At 69.2% G+C, this 15,040-nt stretch carries 17 protein-coding genes; 8 read left to right on the forward strand and 9 right to left on the reverse strand.

Going from position 1 to position 15,040, the window contains the following annotated elements; all coding sequences use genetic code 11:
• Positions 1 to 8 precede the first annotated feature (8 nt).
• From ON31_RS21405 to ON31_RS21430, 6 genes are all read left to right on the forward strand, one after another.
• Positions 9 to 656, forward strand: a complete 648-nt coding sequence (locus ON31_RS21405) for an HD domain-containing protein (protein ID WP_039816139.1) — start codon at positions 9 to 11, stop codon at positions 654 to 656.
• A 98-nt stretch (positions 657 to 754) separates the two neighbouring features.
• The gene (locus ON31_RS21410; protein WP_039816362.1) at positions 755 to 1,219 is read left to right on the forward strand and encodes an OsmC family protein; all 465 of its coding nucleotides are present in this window, start codon (positions 755 to 757) and stop codon (positions 1,217 to 1,219) included.
• Positions 1,216 to 1,497, forward strand: a complete 282-nt coding sequence (locus ON31_RS21415) for an acylphosphatase (RefSeq protein WP_039816141.1) — start codon at positions 1,216 to 1,218, stop codon at positions 1,495 to 1,497. Before ON31_RS21410 ends, ON31_RS21415 begins: the two co-directional genes overlap by 4 nt.
• A 27-nt stretch (positions 1,498 to 1,524) precedes the next feature.
• On the forward strand, positions 1,525 to 2,175 hold the full coding sequence (locus tag ON31_RS21420) for a hypothetical protein (protein ID WP_255222194.1): 651 nt from the start codon (positions 1,525 to 1,527) through the stop codon (positions 2,173 to 2,175).
• On the forward strand, positions 2,175 to 3,338 hold the full coding sequence (locus ON31_RS21425) for a glutathionylspermidine synthase family protein (protein WP_039816142.1): 1,164 nt from the start codon (positions 2,175 to 2,177) through the stop codon (positions 3,336 to 3,338). Before ON31_RS21420 ends, ON31_RS21425 begins: the two co-directional genes overlap by 1 nt.
• Before the next feature lie 64 nt (positions 3,339 to 3,402).
• On the forward strand, positions 3,403 to 3,846 hold the full coding sequence (locus tag ON31_RS21430; protein ID WP_039816144.1) for a DUF350 domain-containing protein: 444 nt from the start codon (positions 3,403 to 3,405) through the stop codon (positions 3,844 to 3,846).
• Between the two features lie 34 nt (positions 3,847 to 3,880).
• Here the strand turns inward: ON31_RS21430 and ON31_RS21435 are convergent, their stop codons facing one another.
• The 6 genes from ON31_RS21435 to ON31_RS21460 all read right to left on the reverse strand — a co-directional run bounded on the left by ON31_RS21435 (position 3,881) and on the right by ON31_RS21460 (position 7,893).
• Entirely contained in the window at positions 3,881 to 4,462 is a 582-nt protein-coding gene (locus tag ON31_RS21435; RefSeq protein ID WP_029930077.1) for a dihydrofolate reductase family protein, read from the reverse strand.
• 99 nt (positions 4,463 to 4,561) lie between these two features.
• Positions 4,562 to 5,419, reverse strand: a complete 858-nt coding sequence (mutM, locus tag ON31_RS21440) for a bifunctional DNA-formamidopyrimidine glycosylase/DNA-(apurinic or apyrimidinic site) lyase (protein ID WP_039816146.1) — start codon at positions 5,417 to 5,419, stop codon at positions 4,562 to 4,564.
• Positions 5,419 to 6,174 (reverse strand): ribonuclease III, encoded by a 756-nt coding sequence (rnc, locus tag ON31_RS21445; protein WP_029930079.1) that lies wholly within the window; start codon positions 6,172 to 6,174, stop codon positions 5,419 to 5,421. The genes mutM and rnc overlap by 1 nt, the downstream gene beginning before the upstream one ends.
• Before the next feature lie 25 nt (positions 6,175 to 6,199).
• On the reverse strand, positions 6,200 to 6,382 hold the full coding sequence (rpmF, locus tag ON31_RS21450; RefSeq protein WP_029930080.1) for a 50S ribosomal protein L32: 183 nt from the start codon (positions 6,380 to 6,382) through the stop codon (positions 6,200 to 6,202).
• A gap of 2 nt (positions 6,383 to 6,384) precedes the next feature.
• Positions 6,385 to 7,014 carry a YceD family protein gene (locus ON31_RS21455; protein WP_029930081.1) on the reverse strand — a complete coding sequence of 210 codons (630 nt, stop codon included), beginning with the start codon at positions 7,012 to 7,014 and terminating at the stop codon, positions 6,385 to 6,387.
• 132 nt (positions 7,015 to 7,146) lie between these two features.
• Entirely contained in the window at positions 7,147 to 7,893 is a 747-nt protein-coding gene (locus ON31_RS21460; RefSeq protein ID WP_029930082.1) for a polarized growth protein Scy-related protein, read from the reverse strand.
• 250 nt (positions 7,894 to 8,143) lie between these two features.
• On the opposite strand from ON31_RS21460, the gene ON31_RS21465 reads away from it, so the two are divergent.
• Complete coding sequence (locus tag ON31_RS21465; protein WP_029930083.1) at positions 8,144 to 8,659, forward strand: GtrA family protein; 516 nt, start codon at positions 8,144 to 8,146, stop codon at positions 8,657 to 8,659.
• Positions 8,660 to 9,156: 497 nt separating this feature from the next.
• Positions 9,157 to 10,167 carry a hypothetical protein gene (locus tag ON31_RS21470; RefSeq protein ID WP_039816148.1) on the forward strand — a complete coding sequence of 337 codons (1,011 nt, stop codon included), beginning with the start codon at positions 9,157 to 9,159 and terminating at the stop codon, positions 10,165 to 10,167.
• 392 nt (positions 10,168 to 10,559) lie between these two features.
• Here the strand turns inward: ON31_RS21470 and coaD are convergent, their stop codons facing one another.
• The 3 genes from coaD to ON31_RS21485 are packed head-to-tail and all read right to left on the reverse strand — an operon-like array spanning position 10,560 to position 15,036.
• Positions 10,560 to 11,045: a pantetheine-phosphate adenylyltransferase gene (coaD, locus tag ON31_RS21475; RefSeq protein ID WP_039816150.1), complete on the reverse strand. Its 486-nt coding sequence runs from the start codon at positions 11,043 to 11,045 to the stop codon at positions 10,560 to 10,562.
• A 23-nt stretch (positions 11,046 to 11,068) separates the two neighbouring features.
• Positions 11,069 to 11,635 carry a 16S rRNA (guanine(966)-N(2))-methyltransferase RsmD gene (gene rsmD, locus ON31_RS21480; protein WP_039816152.1) on the reverse strand — a complete coding sequence of 189 codons (567 nt, stop codon included), beginning with the start codon at positions 11,633 to 11,635 and terminating at the stop codon, positions 11,069 to 11,071.
• Entirely contained in the window at positions 11,632 to 15,036 is a 3,405-nt protein-coding gene (locus ON31_RS21485) for a pyruvate carboxylase (RefSeq protein WP_039816154.1), read from the reverse strand. The genes rsmD and ON31_RS21485 overlap by 4 nt, the downstream gene beginning before the upstream one ends.
• Positions 15,037 to 15,040: the final 4 nt, after the last annotated feature.

A 15,040-nucleotide genomic window follows, 5' to 3' on the forward strand; every position in this document is an offset into this window, starting at 1 on the left:
AGTAGCTCATGTCACTCGCCCTCCCCGCGACCCCGCTGGCCGAGGCCGCCAACCAGCTGATGTTCGAGGCGCTGGAGCCACATCTGTGCCACCACAGCCTGCGCGGCTTCTTCTTCGGCCGGGCGCTCGCCGCCGCCCAGGGACTCACCCCCGGCCGGGACTACGACGAGGAGACCTTGTTCCTCATCTGCGTCCTGCACGATATCGGGCTGGCCGAACGCGCCAATGGCACACAGCGATTCGAGATGGACGGCGCGGACTACGCGGCGCAGTGGCTGGAAGGCCACGGCGTCACCGATGAGCGCGTCGACATCATCTGGGACGCCATCGCCGCGCACACCACGGGACTGAGTTCGTCGCCCGTCTACCGTCGCCGCCGCCCGGCCGAGATCTGGATCTCGGTCAGCGGTATCGGCATCGACGTGGGCGGCGGCCCGAATGATCTGCCGCCGGGCCTGGCCGACGCCGTGCACGCCGCCTACCCGCGCCTCGGCGGCACCCGCGCCCTCACCGAGTCCATCGCGAAACAGGTGATCGCGAATCCGCGCAAGGCCCCGCCGGGCAGTCTGCCGGGCGAGATCCTGCGGCTGCGGCATCCGGAACTGGTGCCGTTCACCTGGGACACCGTGCTCGACGCCAGCGGCTGGCGGGACTGAGCCGACCGGTGCGGCGGAATGCGGCCGACCCGATCGACGTTCGGCATATCCGGACGGGTCCCGCCGGGCCCGCCACCGAGCAATGGGAGGATCGTGTCATGTCCGAACAGACCGCCGCACCGCAGACCGCCGCTCCCACCCTGGCCGCCGAACCGGTCGAACTGTGGGTGGAGCGCACCGGCACCCGCGCCTACACCGGCCGCAACAACCGCGGCGGCGAGGTGCTCATCGCCTCCCAGGGCGTACCCGGCGCGTTCACGCCCGGTGAACTGCTGAAGATCGCGCTGGCGGGCTGCACCGGACTCAGCGCCGACTTCACCCTGTCGCGCCGTCTCGGCGACAACTTCGACGCCACCGTGCGCGTCTCCGGCGACGCCGACCGCGAGAACGAGCTCTACCCCGAGCTGAACGAATCCTTCGAACTGGATATGAGCGAACTCGACGAGGAGTCCCGGCAGCGGCTGCTGGTCGCCGCGCAGCGCGCCATCGACAAGGTGTGCACCGTGGGCCGCACCCTGAAGGCGGGCACCGTGGTCAACCTGTCCTTCACCATCGACGAATGAGCGCCGACCCCGTCCGGCTCAGCGCCTGGGTGCACGGACTCGTCCAGGGGGTGGGCTTCCGGTGGTGGACGCGGTCGCGGGCGCTCGAGCTCGGGCTCACCGGTTACGCCCGCAACCACCGCGACGGCCGGGTGCACGTGATCGCCGAGGGGCCGCGCCAGCATTGTGAGACACTTCTGGCGCTGCTGCGCGCCGGTGACACACCTGGCCGAGTCGATCTCGTTGTGGAAGACTGGGGCGCCGCACAGGGCGGAATGAACGGATTCGAGGAGCGGTAGTGCGCGGGGTGGCCAGGGAGTCGAGCGGTGACTGACGAACATCCCGGCGGACCACCGAACCCCGCCGACGACGACCGCCCCGTCGCCCTGCCGACCCCGCCGCGCGGCAGCATGCAGCGCCAGGAACCCGGAGTCACCCAGCCGCGCCCGCCCACGGTGGCCGAGGCGCGGGCGCGCGAGAAGGCCCGGCGGCGAGCCGAGGAGCAGGCCCGGGCCGCGGCCGATGCCGAGGCGGCCAAGCAGAAGAAGCGCAAGAAGCTGCTCATCGGCGGTGTCGCCGTGGTGGGCGTGGCTGGCCTGGTCGGCGGCGGCTACCTCGCCTACAGCGCGCTCACCGGACCCGATATCACCGCCTACTGCACCGTCATCGTCGACAAGGGCGAGACGGTCGTCGTCGGCAACAACGGCGAGACCTACACCGCCACCAGGAACAACGAGGAGATCGTGGTCCCCGACCGGTACTGCGAGGAAGCCTCCCGTTCCAGCGGCGGCAACAGCACCGGCGTCTTCATTCTCGCGGGCAACCAATACCGCTACTACTACGGCGGCACGAACACCATCGGCAAAGCGCCGTCGGGCGGCACCACCGTGAAGCCCAAGGGTGCGGAGATCAAGACCAAGAGCGGCACCACCATTCAGCGCGGCGGGCTGGGCACCCGGATCGGCGGCGGGTCGTAATGCGGCGACTGCGCGGCACCCCGCGCCCGGGCTGGAAGGACATCACCGCGGCGCAGGGGCTGGTATACGGCTCCCCGGGGCGCGACGCCAGCGGGCAGCCCCGCCCGTACTGGGACGAGTCCGTGCACTACACCTTCGACATGGACGAGATCCTGGCCCTCGAGGCGCAGGTCGAGGTGCTGCACACCATGTGCCTGCACGCCGTCGAACAGGTCGTGCTCACCGAGCGGTTCGCCGATTTCGGTCTGCCGCAGTGGAGTTGGGAACCCATCGCCAATTCCTGGAAGCGTGCCGACCCGCACGTCTACGGCCGCTTCGACCTGCGCTACGACGGTCGCGGTCCGGCGAAACTGTTGGAGTACAACGCCGATACGCCCACCTCGCTGCTGGAGGCGGCGATCGTGCAGTGGCACTGGCTCACCGACACCCATCCCGACGACGACCAGTGGAACTCCTTGCACGAGAAGCTCGTCGAGCGCTGGGGCGAACTGCGTGACGCCCTGCCCGGCGGCGAACTGCACTTCACCTGGTCCAGCGCCGACGCCACCGGTGAGGACAATGTCACCACCGCGTACATGCAGGAGACGGCCGCCGAGGCCGGATTCGACACCATCGCACTGCCCATCGAAGAGGTCGGCTGGGACACCGAACTGGAGCGCTTCGTCGATCTGGCGGAAGCGCCCATCGGTTCCGTCTTCAAGCTCTACCCGTGGGAGTGGGTGCTCGACGACGACTTCGGGCAGCGCGTGGTGGGCTCCCTGCCGCAGACCATGTGGCTGGAACCGCTGTGGAAGACGTTGCTGTCCAACAAGGCCATTCTCGCGGTGCTGTGGGAGATGTACCCCGGACACCCGAATCTGCTGCCCACCTACCTCGACGACCCGCACGAACTCACCGAATACATCCGCAAGCCGAAACTCGGCCGCGAGGGCGCGAATATGACCATCGTCGGCGCGGGCCTGGAAACCGCCACCGGCGGCGTCTACGGCGCGGAGGGCTTCGTGTACCAGTTGCTGGACCCGCTGCCGGAATTCGACGGTATGCGGCCGGTGCTGGGCGCCTGGATCGTCGGCGACACCTCGGCCGGCCTCGGCATCCGGGAAACCGCCGGGCTCATCACCGATGATGGGGCGGCCTTCGTACCGCACCGGATTCCGCAGTGACCGCACCGGTGACCGAGCCCGTCGGTGCGCAAGCTTTGACCAACCCCCTAACTGGAGGACATCGATGACAGCCACACTCGCGCTGGAAGCGAGCACGCTCGGCCGTGGCGTGGGGGCCATCCTCTGCTACGCCGTACTCGGCCTGGTGCTCATGGTGCTCGGCTTCCTCGCCGTGGATCTGACCACCCCGGGCCCGCTGCGCGCCATGGTCGCCGAGGGGCGGCCCAATGCGGTGCTGGTGAGCGCCAGCGGGATGATCAGCATGGCGCTCATCGTGGTGCTGGCGATCTACGCCTCGGCGGGCAAGCTCTCCGACGGCCTCGTCACCGCCGGCGTGTACGGCTTGGTCGGCATTGTGGCGCAGGTGGTTTCGGTACGGCTGCTGGAGTTGGCGGTCGGCATCGACATCGGTGCGATGCTGAAGAACACCGACTACACGGCGGCCGCCTGGATAGTGGCCGCCGCCCACCTGTCGCTCGGCCTCGTGGTCGCCGTCGCGATTCTCTGATATATCCGCACCGGGGCGATATCGCCCTGGTGCGCTAGCGAATCCGGCTGTACTTGAGGAACGCCACGCCGTCCTCGAACACGCGGCTGGTCAGCACCCGGAAGCGGGCCGCGTCGGGAAGCCGTGCGCTGGAACCGAACAGCGGACGGCCCCGCCCCAGCACGATCGGGTACAGCTTCAGGAAGATCTGGTCGATCTCCGGCAGCAACGCCTGGGCGAGTTCCCCACCGCCGCACAGCCAGATGCCGAGTCCCTTCTCCCGCTTGAGCTCTCGCACCCGGCCCAGCGGATCCGCGGAGATGAGCTCCACATCCGGGTCCGGACTCTCCGGCAGCGCACCCGACACCACGAACTGGCGCAGATGCGCGTACGGGCTCGAGGTGCCCGTCCGGACGCCGAAATCATGTGTCTTGCGGCCCATTACGACGGTGTCGAAGGTGGTGCCGGACTTGTCGATGCCCAGCGCCTCCCGCACCTTGGTCGGCAATGTCTCCGGATAGTGCGCGGCGATCGCCGAACCGTGGTCACCGCCCACGGGGAAGAAATCGACCGAGCCGTCCTCGGTGGCAATGAACCCGTCGATGGTCGACGCGACGTAGTAGGTCAGTTTGCGCATTCGTCCTCCATGGCCGCGCAGTGCGGCCGATAGAAAAACGGTAGCGCCTGAAAGTGATCGCGGCGAGGCCGTCGGGTGGCCGGAGGGCAAGCCCCCAGTTCAGGGGCGGGGTCGGCGCTGGCAGCGCGGGCAGGAGAACGAGGACCGGTTCATGAACTTCTCGCGCACCATGAGCGCACCGCAGCGGCGGCACGGTTCGTCCTCGCGGCCGTAGGCGTTGAGCGAGCGCTCGAAGTAGCCGGACTGGCCGTTGACGTTCACATAGAGCGCGTCGAAGGAGGTGCCGCCCGCGAGCAGCGCCTCGCCCATCACCGCCCGCACCTCGGTGAGCAGACCGTGCAGGGCGGGCTTGGAGAGCTTGGCGGCAATGCGCTCGCCGTGGATCCCGGCTCGCCACAGCGCCTCGTCGGCGTAGATGTTGCCGATGCCCGAGACCACGGTCTGATCGAGCAGTACCCGCTTGATCTCGGAATGTTTGCGTCGCAACACCGTCACGACCGCGTCCGGATCGAAGTGCGGGTCGACCGGATCGCGCGCGATATGCGCCACCGCGTCCGGCAGCGGCGTGCCGTCCACCTCGACGAGCGGGGCGAGCATCCAGCCGCCGAAGGTGCGTTGATCCACGAAGCGCAGCTCACTGCCGGAATCGAGGGCGGCGATGATGTGGGCGTGCTTCTCCAGGGGCGCGTCGGCGGGCTGCACCAGCATCTGCCCGCTCATGCCCAGATGCACGACCAGCGCGGTATCGGGCTCGTCGAAGGTGAGCCACAGGAATTTGCCGCGGCGCTGCGCCGCCTCGACGCGGAGGCCGGCCAGCCGCGCGGCCAGATCGTCGCCGCCGGGCACATGCCTGCGCACCGAGCGTGGATGTTTGACGGTGACGGACTCGACGACGCGGCCCGCCACATGCTCGGCGAGGCCGCGTCGTACGACTTCGACTTCGGGAAGTTCGGGCATCAGGCCCCTGGGTTCTCCACGGTCTCGGCGTGCAGCGACTGATAGGCGGCCCCGGCCGCCTTCTGCTCCGCTTCCTTCTTGGAGCGGCCCACACCCTGACCGTAGGCACGACCACCGATCACCGCCGTGGCGGTGAACTCCTTGTCGTGGTCGGGCCCGGTCGAGGTGATCTCGTAACTGGGCACGCCGATACCGCGTTCCGCGGTCAGCTCCTGCAGACTGGTCTTCCAGTCCAGCCCGGCGCCCATGCGGGGGCCGCGCTCGAGCAGGTCCGCGAACAGACGCAGCACCACGCTGCGCGCGACATCGATGCCGTGCTGCAGGTGCACCGCACCCAGCAGCGACTCCATACCGTCGGCGAGAATGCTCGGCTTGTCCCGGCCGCCGGTGAGCTCTTCGCCCTTGCCCAGCAGCAGGTGACGGCCGAGGCCGCCCTCGCCCAGCCCGCGCGCCACCTCGGCGAGCGCGTGCATATTGACCACGCTCGCGCGCAGCTTCGCCAGCTCACCCTCGGACTTGTCCGGGTGTTCCAGATACAGGCGTTCGGTGATGCTCAGCCCGAGCACCGAATCGCCCAGGAACTCCAGTCGCTCGTTGGTCGGCAGTCCGCCGTTCTCGTACGCGTACGAGCGATGGGTGAGCGCGAGGCGCAGCAGGTCCGGTCGCACATCGACGCCGAGCGCCTCGAGCAGGCTGGTGTGGTCGGCTGAGTCGCCTACGGCGGGTACGTCCGCCGCGTCCTTGCTGGCGGTCACGGTTGCGCTACCGGAGGTCCGAGAATCAGACGGCAGCGGTGACCTGGCGGCCCTTGTAGGTGCCGCAGCTGGGGCACGCGATGTGCGGCAGGGTCTTCTCGCCGCAGGCCCGGTTCGGGCAGGTGATCAGGGTCGGCGCGGTGGCCTTCCACTGGCTCCGGCGCGAGTGGGTGTTGGCACGAGACATCCGGCGCTTCGGAACGGCCACGACTACTTCTCCTCTGAATCTGAATCGGCTGACTGGTTTGCCCCGGTGCCGTCGGCACCGTTCTGCACAGCAAGGCTCGCGAGCTTGGCCCAGCGAGGGTCAAGTATCTCATGGCCGTGTTCGGAACCCGCAATCGCCATCCGTACCCCGCATTCCGGGCACAGTCCCGGGCAGTCGGGTTCGCACAGCGGCTGCAACGGCAGTTCCAGGCCGACGGCGTCGATGACCACCGGTTCCAGGTCGATCAGGTCGTCGACCAGGCGGTGGATCTCGTCTTCCTCGGTGGTCTGCTCGGTCGCGCTGTCCGGGTAGGCGAACAGCTCGGTGAGCCGCAACTCGATCTCGTCGGTGAACGGTTCGAGGCAGCGCGAGCATTCGCCCTCGATCGGCGCGGAGACCGTGCCGGTGACCAGGACGCCTTCGGATACCGCCTGCAGGGTCAGATCCAGCTCGACCTGCGCACCGGCGGGAATGCCGACCATTTCGAGGCCGATCTTCGCGTCGGTGGTGACGGTACGGCGCACCTGCTTCATCGATCCGGGTGCACGTCCGAGACTGCGCACGTCCAGCACGAAACCCGCGTCGGTCGCCTGACGACGGTGACGCGGATTGGAACCGGATTGGGCGGACATCACGAACTCACTCACGCTCGGTGTGGAATGGGCAACCACTCAACAATACGGGACGAGCCGGTCCGCGCCCAAATCCCATCCGGTGCCCACATCCCGGTCAGGCCCGAATCCCAGTCACGGCCCAGATCTCGTTCAGCGCCGGAAGTCCGCCGCGTAATCCGGGACGCTCGGTGCGGTACGCACCTGGGTGCGCCCCCTGCCGACCACGCGCAGCGCGTTGTTCAGCGTGTCCTCGAAGTCCGCGAGCTTGCCGTCGACGTATTGGTCGCATTCCTCGCGCAGGCGGTCCGCCTCCGCCTGGGCGGTGTCGATGAGCCGCGCGGATTCCGCGTGCGCGGCGCGCACCACCTCGGTCTGCGAGACCAGGCGTTCCTGTTCGGCCTTGCCGTCGGCGACCGAGCGGTCGTAGGAAGCCTGTCCGGCCGCGGTCATCCGCTCGGCCTCGACGCGGGCGCGGCCGGTGACCGCCTCGAACTCGGCCTTGCCCTCGGCCACCGTGCGTTCGGCCTCCTGCTCCGCCGAGCTGACCAGGTGGTCGGCGTGCGCGCGGGCCTCGGCGACCATGCGGTCGGCGTGCGCCTTGGCGTCGGCCAGGATGCGGTCGGCCTCCTCGCGCGCGGAGGTGACCGTGTGATCGGCCTGCTGATTGGCGGTGGTGACGGTGGTGTCGGCGGCCGTGCGGGCATCGGTGACGATCTTGTCGCGGTGATCGAGCACGTCCTGGGCGTCATCGAGTTCGCCGGGCAGGGCCTCGCGCACATCGTCGAGCAGTTCCAGTACTTCGCCTCTGGGCACGATGCAGTTGCGGGTGGGCGGAATCCCACGCGCCTCTTCGACGATGGCGACGAGCTCGTCGAGTGCTTCGAATACCCGGTACATACTGCTACCCCACTTCTCCTGCCGGACTCACGGCGACACTCTCCGCTTCTGGCCAGTGTGCCCCGAGGGGCGGCTGTCAACTGTGTGCGACTCCGGCGTGTCGGCCACTGTTTCCTAGCGCACAGAGTGTCTCGCAGGCCACAGATTAAAGTGGAGGAAAACCCTCCGGTTGATGCTACATTTATCTCCGACAGCGCAGTCGTACCTGGCCCACCGGCCCCGGGTTCGGCGAGTTCGATCGGAAGAGACAATGACCGTCCTGGATCTACCGCAGCGGGCCATCATCCCCGCCGGAGAAGTCCTCACCGTCTACACCGACGGCTATCTCACGCTGCGACGCGCGTGGGCGCACTGGATCGGACAGCTCGGCTCCTTCCTGCGCGGTGAGCACGCCTTCGCCCAGTTGATCCGATTCGCCCTGGTCGGCGGTCTCAGCAATATCGGCTACCTGCTGCTGTTCGTGACCCTCTACGGCAGTGGGGCGCAACTGGCCAATCTGGCCGGGTCGGTGGTGAGCACGGCGATGGCCAACGAACTGCACCGGCGCCTCACCTTCCACGCCTCCGAACGCGTGCGCTGGCACACCGCGCAGCTCGAGGGCGGCGCGCTGGCCCTGACCGGCCTGGCCATCACCGCCGGAGCCATCGCCCTGCTCGAGTGGACGGCGCCGCAACTGGGCGGCCCCGCCCAGGCCGCCGCGGTCCTCGGCATCACCGCCGGCGTCGGCACCCTGCGCTTCCTGACCCTGCGCCTCTGGGTGTTCTAGCGAACCGGCTGAGCCCGCGACCCGCTGCGATGCACGTACCTCGCGCGGGCCGCGAACGTCCCGGCACTGCGTACTGATCGGTGCTACAGCCGAGTATCCGTATGCCGCGATACCCCGGTCGCGTACACGGTCGGTGGCGGTAGCGGCAGCTTGCTCGCGGTGCGGGAAAGAACTGGTCCGGAATCGGGGGAACCTCGGCGCGGTGTGGCGCGTCCAAGGAAGGCATAGCGGTTCGGAGCCGGTGCGGGCCGCTGCGGTTCCGCATCGCGTCGGTGTGTTGCCGGTTCGGTTCAGCGCCATGGTGGTTCGGCGGTGGTGCGGTGCGGAATCAATCGGTTCAGTGCGATTCCTCGGGAGGTTCGAGCCATGAAGCGTTATGTGGGAAGCCGGGTCGGGCGGCGCGGCGGTGGGGTGTCGGGAGCGCCTGCGCACCAGCGGGTTCCGGGGCGGCCTCGCGTGCACCCCGCGATCGTCCGTACTCTCCGTCGGCGTGGCGCATGAGCGCCGCGCCGGTGCATCGGCGGCCCGAGGTGCTGCTGGCGGGGGTCGATGACGACGAGATCCGGCGGCGGTGCGCGGGTGGAACGTGGCGGCGGGTGCGGCGCGGGGTGTACGCCGAGCAGGCGACGTACGCGGATCTCGGTGCGGCCGAACGACATCGGCTGCTGATCGAGGCGGCCGTGCCGGGACTGTCGGTGGCGGCGATCGTGAGCCACCAGTCGGCGGCGGTGCTGTACGGGGCCCCGATTCCGACGGCGGAGCTGGGTCGGGTGTGCGTGACGCGCAATCGGCGCGGCGGCGGGCGGGTGCGGACCGACGTGCGGGTGCACTGCGCGCGGGTGGACCGGGTGGTGGAGTGGGGCGGGCTGGTGGTGACCACGCCCGCGCGCACCATCGTCGATCTCGCGCGCACGCTGCCATTCGAGGCCGCGGTGGTGGCCGGAGACGCCATCGCCCGCCGGTTCGGGGTCAGCGCCCTCGATCTGGAGGAAGAACTCGGGACGGCCAAGCGCCGCCACGGCTGCACCCAGGCGCACCGGGTGGCGGAGTTCCTGGACCCGCACAGCGCCAGCATCGGCGAATCCCGCAGCCGCGTCCTGTTCCGACGCCTCGGCCTCCCGGTCCCGTACTCCCGCGGCGAGGTCTTCACCACCGGCGGACGCCTGGTCGACCACGTCGACTTCTACTTCCCCGATACCGGCGTCATCGGCCTCTTCGACCAGCACTACCCGCCCCGACGCGCACCCACATCCGCCGCTACGAACACGGGTATGACGCGCACGGGGACGACCGACGCGGCAGCGAGCCGAGCGGCCATGCGCCGCGAAGAGTCCTTGCGCGCCTTGGGCTTCCACGTCGTCCGCTGGTCCGCCGCCGAACTCCCCTCCCCCGAGATCGGCGCCCGGGTCCGCGCCGCTCTCACGCGCGCCCGCCGCCTCAACCGCGCGGGCTACATCCACCAGGCAGCCCTCCCCACCCCACAACCCCTCACCTTCCGCGCGCTATAGCGCTACGTCGCCGCGCCCGCCCGGCGACGTAGAGCGGGCGCGTCCGAGCTGCCACAATGCGCGGGTGGGCAACACATTGACGGAGTGGAAGTGCCCGGTATGCGGCCAGCGCTCACTGCGGAACGTCGGCCGGCTGGGCGAGTCTTGTTCACGCTGCGAGGCGAGCGCATTTCTCGCCGACCTGCCGGAATCGGTGCGCTCCGAAGTTGTGTGTCTGCTGCGTCAGCAGAAGAGAACTCATGGCGGTCGTGAAGTTGCGGAAGGGCTTCGATCCTCCGCCGTCCTTGCCATTGGCCCTCGACGTGACTGTCCTCCTCGAAGCGGAATCCGCCGACTAGCGGTCCACGCGGGTGAATCCACCGCGCCCGTGCCGTGGGGCACGGGCGCGGGGCTCACTTGCGGCGTTCGGCGATGCGGGCCAAGAGGCGCTTGTGGACCGGTTCGGGGAGGAGGTCGGAGATGTCGCCGCCGAGGGTGGCGACCTCCTTGGTGAGGGAGCTGGAGATGAAGCCGTGCTGGGGGTTGGTGGCGATGAAGTAGGTGTCGACGCCGGTGAGTTTGCGGTTCATCTGGGCCATCTGCATTTCGTAGCCGAAGTCGGTGGCGTCGCGCAGGCCCTTCACGATGGCGGTGATGCCCTGCTGCTTGGCGAAGTCGACGAGCAGACCCTGCCAGCGCTCCACCCGCACGTTCGGCAGGTGGGCGGTGACCTCGCGGATCATCTCGATGCGCTCGTCGACGGTGAACATCCCCTTCTTGTTCGGATTCACCACCACCGTCACCACGACCTCGTCGAACTGCGCGGCCGCGCGGGTGATCACATCGAGATGTCCGTTGTGCACCGGGTCGAAGGATCCCGGGCAGATTGCTCCAGCCATGGGCCGACGCTAGCAGGCGCTGCTCACGGCCCTGCCTCGTACTCCGCCAGGTCGATCCGGGTCTCTCCGTAGGTGCGCGACTTCAGCGGGTAATACCCTGCGGGCCAAGCGAGTTCCGGTGAGCGGCTGGAACGTTCCACCACCACGAGCGCACCGTCGACCAGCCATCCGTTGGCGGCGAGCAGACCGAGATCGGCGATCACCCCGGTGACGTCCAGGGCGTACGGCGGATCCGAGAACACCAGGTCGTACGGCCCGTCGGCGGGCGGCGACGCCAGCACGGCGGCCACACTGCCCTGCCGCAGTTCGGCCCCGGGCAGTCCGAGATCGCCGATATTGCCTCGAATCACCGTGGCGGCCTTGCGATCCGATTCCACCAGCAGCGCCCGCGCGGCTCCGCGCGACAGCGCCTCCAATCCCAGCGCCCCGGAGCCCGCGTACAGGTCCGCGACGCGTATCCCGTCGAAGTCAAGCCGCGCGGCGAGCACGCTGAACAGCGCCTCGCGTACTCGATCGGAGGTGGGCCGGGTCCCGGCGGGCGGCACCCGCAGCCGCCGCCCGCCCGCACTGCCCGCGACGATGCGCGTCACTCCGCCGCGGCCTCGTTGAGGCTCAGCTCGATCAGCAGATCGCCGCCCTCCACCTGCTGCACCTTGCCGATGGCGACGCGCTTGACCGTGCCGCCGCGCGGCGCGGTGATGGCCGCCTCCATCTTCATGGCCTCGATGGTGCCGATGGTGTCGCCGGGGCCGACGGTGTCGCCGTCGCCGACCGACAGCGTGACCACACCCGCGAACGGGGCCGCGATATGTCCGGCATTGGTCTTGTCGGCCTTCTCGGCGGCGGGGACCTCACTGGCGATCGAGCGGTCGCGCACCATGATCGGCCGCAGCTGACCGTTGAGAATGCACATCACGGTGCGCATCCCGCGCTCGTCGGGTTCGGAGATGGCCTCCAGGCCGATGAGCAGGGTGACGCCCTTCTCCAACTGGACACGGTGTTCCTCGTCGTGGCGCAGACCGTAGAAGAACTGGTTGGCCGACAGCCCCGAGGTATCGCCGTACTTCTCGCGGTGGGCCAGGAATTCGGCGGTGGGCCCGGGGAACAGCAGCCGGTTCAGGGTGGCGCGCCGCTGCTCCGAGGTCCCGTTCAACCCGGCCTCGTCCTCGGCGGTGAGCTGGGTTTCCGGCTTGGCCGGGCCGCGTCCGGCCAGCGCGCGCGAGCGGAACGGCTCCGGCCAGCCACCAGCCGGTGTGCCCAATTCCCCACGCAGGAAACCGATCACCGAATCGGGAATGTCGTAGCGGCCGGGGTCGGCGGCGAATTCGTCCACGTCCACGCCGGTGCCGACCAGCGCCAGCGCCAGGTCGCCGACCACCTTGGACGACGGGGTGACCTTGACCAGGCGGCCCAGCATCCGGTCGGCGGCAGCGTATTTGGCCTCCACCTCCTCGAACTGGTCGCCCAGCCCCAAGGCGATGGCCTGCTGGCGCAGATTCGACAGCTGCCCGCCCGGGATCTCGTGGTGGTACACGCGCCCGGTCGGCCCCGGCAGCCCGGATTCGAAGGGCGCGTACACCTTTCGCAGCGCCTCCCAGTACGGCTCCAGATCGCACACGTGCTGGAGGTTCAGCCCGGTGTCGTGCGGTGAGTTCGCCGCCGCCGCGACGATGGCCGACAGCGCGGGCTGGGAGGTGGTGCCCGCCATGGGGGCCGAGGCGCCGTCGACGGCGTCCGCACCCGCCTGCCAGGCGGCCAGATAGGTGGCCAGCTGACCGCCCGGGGTGTCGTGGGTGTGCACGTGCACGGGCAGCTCGAACTCCCGGCGCAATGCCGTGACCAGCGTCGCCGCCGCCGGAGCCCGCAGCAGACCGGCCATGTCCTTGATGGCGATGACATGCGCCCCGGCGTCGACGATCTCCTCGGCGAGCTTGAGGTAGTAGTCGAGCGTGTAGAGGTTCTCGTCCGGATTCGACAGGTCGCCGGTGTAGCTCATGGCGACTTCGGCGATGGCCGTTCCGGTTTCGCGCACGGCGTCGATGGCGGGCCGCATCTGGTCCACGTTGTTGAGCGCGTCGAAGATGCGGAAGATGTCGATGCCGGTCGCGGTGGCCTCGGAAACGAAAGCGCGCGTGACCTTTTCCGGGTACGGGGTGTAGCCGACGGTATTGCGCCCGCGCAACAGCATCTGCAGGTTGATATTCGGAATCGCCTCGCGCAGCGCGGCCAGGCGCTCCCACGGGTCCTCGTAGAGGAACCGCAGCGCGACGTCGTAGGTCGCACCGCCCCAGCATTCGATGGACAGCAACTCGGGCGTCATCCGCGCCACATGCCCGGCCACGTCCAGCAACCCGTTGGTGCGCACCCGGGTGGCCAGCAGCGACTGGTGCGCGTCGCGGAAGGTGGTGTCGGTGACCGCGACGCCGGGCCGCTCCCGCAGCCAGCGCGCGAACCCCTCCGGCCCGAGTTCCAGCAGCCGCTGTCGGGACCCCGAGGGCGGCGGCACCGTCGTATCCAATGCGGGCAGCTTGTCGTGCGGATACACCGTGGTCGTGCGCTGCCCGTGCGGCTTGTTCACGGTGACGTCGGCCAGATACCGCAGGATCTTGGTGCCGCGGTCGGCCGAGGAACGCTGGGTGAGCAGTTCCGGCCGCTGGTCGATGAACGAGGTGGTGACCCGTCCGGCCCGGAACTCCGGATCGTCGAGCACCGCCATCAGGAACGGGATATTGGTCGTGACGCCGCGAATGCGGAACTCGGCCACCGCCCGGCGGGCGCGCGCGACCGCGGTGGCGAAGTCACGGCCGCGGCAGGTGAGTTTGACCAGCATGGAGTCGAAGTACGCGCCGACCTCGGCGCCCACGTTCGCGCCGCCGTCCAGCCGCACGCCCGCCCCGCCCGGCGACCGGTAGCCGGTGATGCGGCCGGTGTCGGGCCGGAACCCGTTGGCCGGATCCTCGGTGGTGATGCGGCACTGCAGCGCCGCGCCCCGGATCGTGATCGACTCCTGCCGCAGCCCCAGATCCGCCAGGGACTCCCCGGCGGCGATGCGCATCTGCGCCTGCACCAGGTCCACATCGGTGATCTCCTCGGTCACCGTGTGCTCGACCTGGATGCGCGGGTTCATCTCGATGAACACGTGTCGGCCGCGCTCGTCGAGCAGGAACTCCACCGTGCCCGCGCAGCTGTAGCCGATCTGGCGAGCGAAGGCCACCGCGTCGGCGCAGATCCGGTCACGCACGGCCGGATCCAGGTTCGGGGCGGGCGCGAGTTCGATCACCTTCTGATGCCGCCGCTGCAGCGAGCAGTCGCGTTCGTAGAGGTGGATCACGTCGCCGTGCGAGTCTGCGAGGATCTGCACCTCGATGTGGCGGGGGTTGACCACCGCCTGCTCCAGGAACACCGTCGCGTCACCGAAGGCGGATTCGGCCTCGCGCATGGCCGCCTCCACCGCCTCGCGCAGTTGGGCGCGGTCGTCGACCTTGCGCATACCGCGGCCGCCGCCACCGGCCACGGCCTTGACGAATACGGGGAAGTCCATGGTCTCGGCGGCCGCCAGCAACTCGTCCACGTCGGCGGAGGGTGCGCTGGAGGTCAGCACCGGCAGCCCGGCGGCCTTGGCCGCGGCGATCGCGCGGGCCTTGTTCCCGGTCAGCTCCAACACCTGTGCGGACGGGCCGATGAAGGTGATCCCCTCGCGGGCGCACGCCGCCGCGAGGTCGGGATTCTCGGAAAGAAAACCGTAACCGGGGTAAACCGCGTCGGCCCCCGAGGTCTTCGCAGCCTCGAGAATCTCCTCGATCGACAGGTACGCGCGCACCGGATGTCCGGGCGTGCCGATCTGATACGCCTCGTCCGCCTTCAACCGGTGGACCGAATTGCGGTCCTCATGGGGAAAGACGGCGACCGTGCCGATGCCGAGTTCGTATGCCGCGCGGAAGGCGCGAATGGCGATCTCGCCGCGGTTGGCGACCAGGACTTTGGAGAACATCCGC

The organism is Nocardia otitidiscaviarum NBRC 14405, from assembly GCF_000308635.1.
Taxonomy (GTDB): domain Bacteria; phylum Actinomycetota; class Actinomycetes; order Mycobacteriales; family Mycobacteriaceae; genus Nocardia; species Nocardia otitidiscaviarum.

Excerpts from the sequence above, each read along its gene's own strand:
- ON31_RS21405 (WP_039816139.1), top strand. The coding sequence starts at position 9 with ATGTCACTCGCCCTCCCCGCGACCCCGCTGGCCGAGGCCGCCAACCAG.
- ON31_RS21410 (WP_039816362.1), top strand. The coding sequence starts at position 755 with ATGTCCGAACAGACCGCCGCACCGCAGACCGCCGCTCCCACCCTGGCC.
- ON31_RS21415 (WP_039816141.1), top strand. The coding sequence starts at position 1,216 with ATGAGCGCCGACCCCGTCCGGCTCAGCGCCTGGGTGCACGGACTCGTC.
- ON31_RS21425 (WP_039816142.1), top strand. The coding sequence starts at position 2,175 with ATGCGGCGACTGCGCGGCACCCCGCGCCCGGGCTGGAAGGACATCACC.
- ON31_RS21430 (WP_039816144.1), top strand. The coding sequence starts at position 3,403 with ATGACAGCCACACTCGCGCTGGAAGCGAGCACGCTCGGCCGTGGCGTG.
- ON31_RS21435 (WP_029930077.1), bottom strand. The coding sequence starts at position 4,462 with ATGCGCAAACTGACCTACTACGTCGCGTCGACCATCGACGGGTTCATT.
- mutM (WP_039816146.1), bottom strand. The coding sequence starts at position 5,419 with ATGCCCGAACTTCCCGAAGTCGAAGTCGTACGACGCGGCCTCGCCGAG.
- ON31_RS21455 (WP_029930081.1), bottom strand. The coding sequence starts at position 7,014 with ATGTCCGCCCAATCCGGTTCCAATCCGCGTCACCGTCGTCAGGCGACC.
- ON31_RS21460 (WP_029930082.1), bottom strand. The coding sequence starts at position 7,893 with ATGTACCGGGTATTCGAAGCACTCGACGAGCTCGTCGCCATCGTCGAA.
- ON31_RS21465 (WP_029930083.1), top strand. The coding sequence starts at position 8,144 with ATGACCGTCCTGGATCTACCGCAGCGGGCCATCATCCCCGCCGGAGAA.
- ON31_RS21470 (WP_039816148.1), top strand. The coding sequence starts at position 9,157 with ATGAGCGCCGCGCCGGTGCATCGGCGGCCCGAGGTGCTGCTGGCGGGG.
- coaD (WP_039816150.1), bottom strand. The coding sequence starts at position 11,045 with ATGGCTGGAGCAATCTGCCCGGGATCCTTCGACCCGGTGCACAACGGA.
- ON31_RS21485 (WP_039816154.1), bottom strand. The coding sequence starts at position 15,036 with ATGTTCTCCAAAGTCCTGGTCGCCAACCGCGGCGAGATCGCCATTCGC.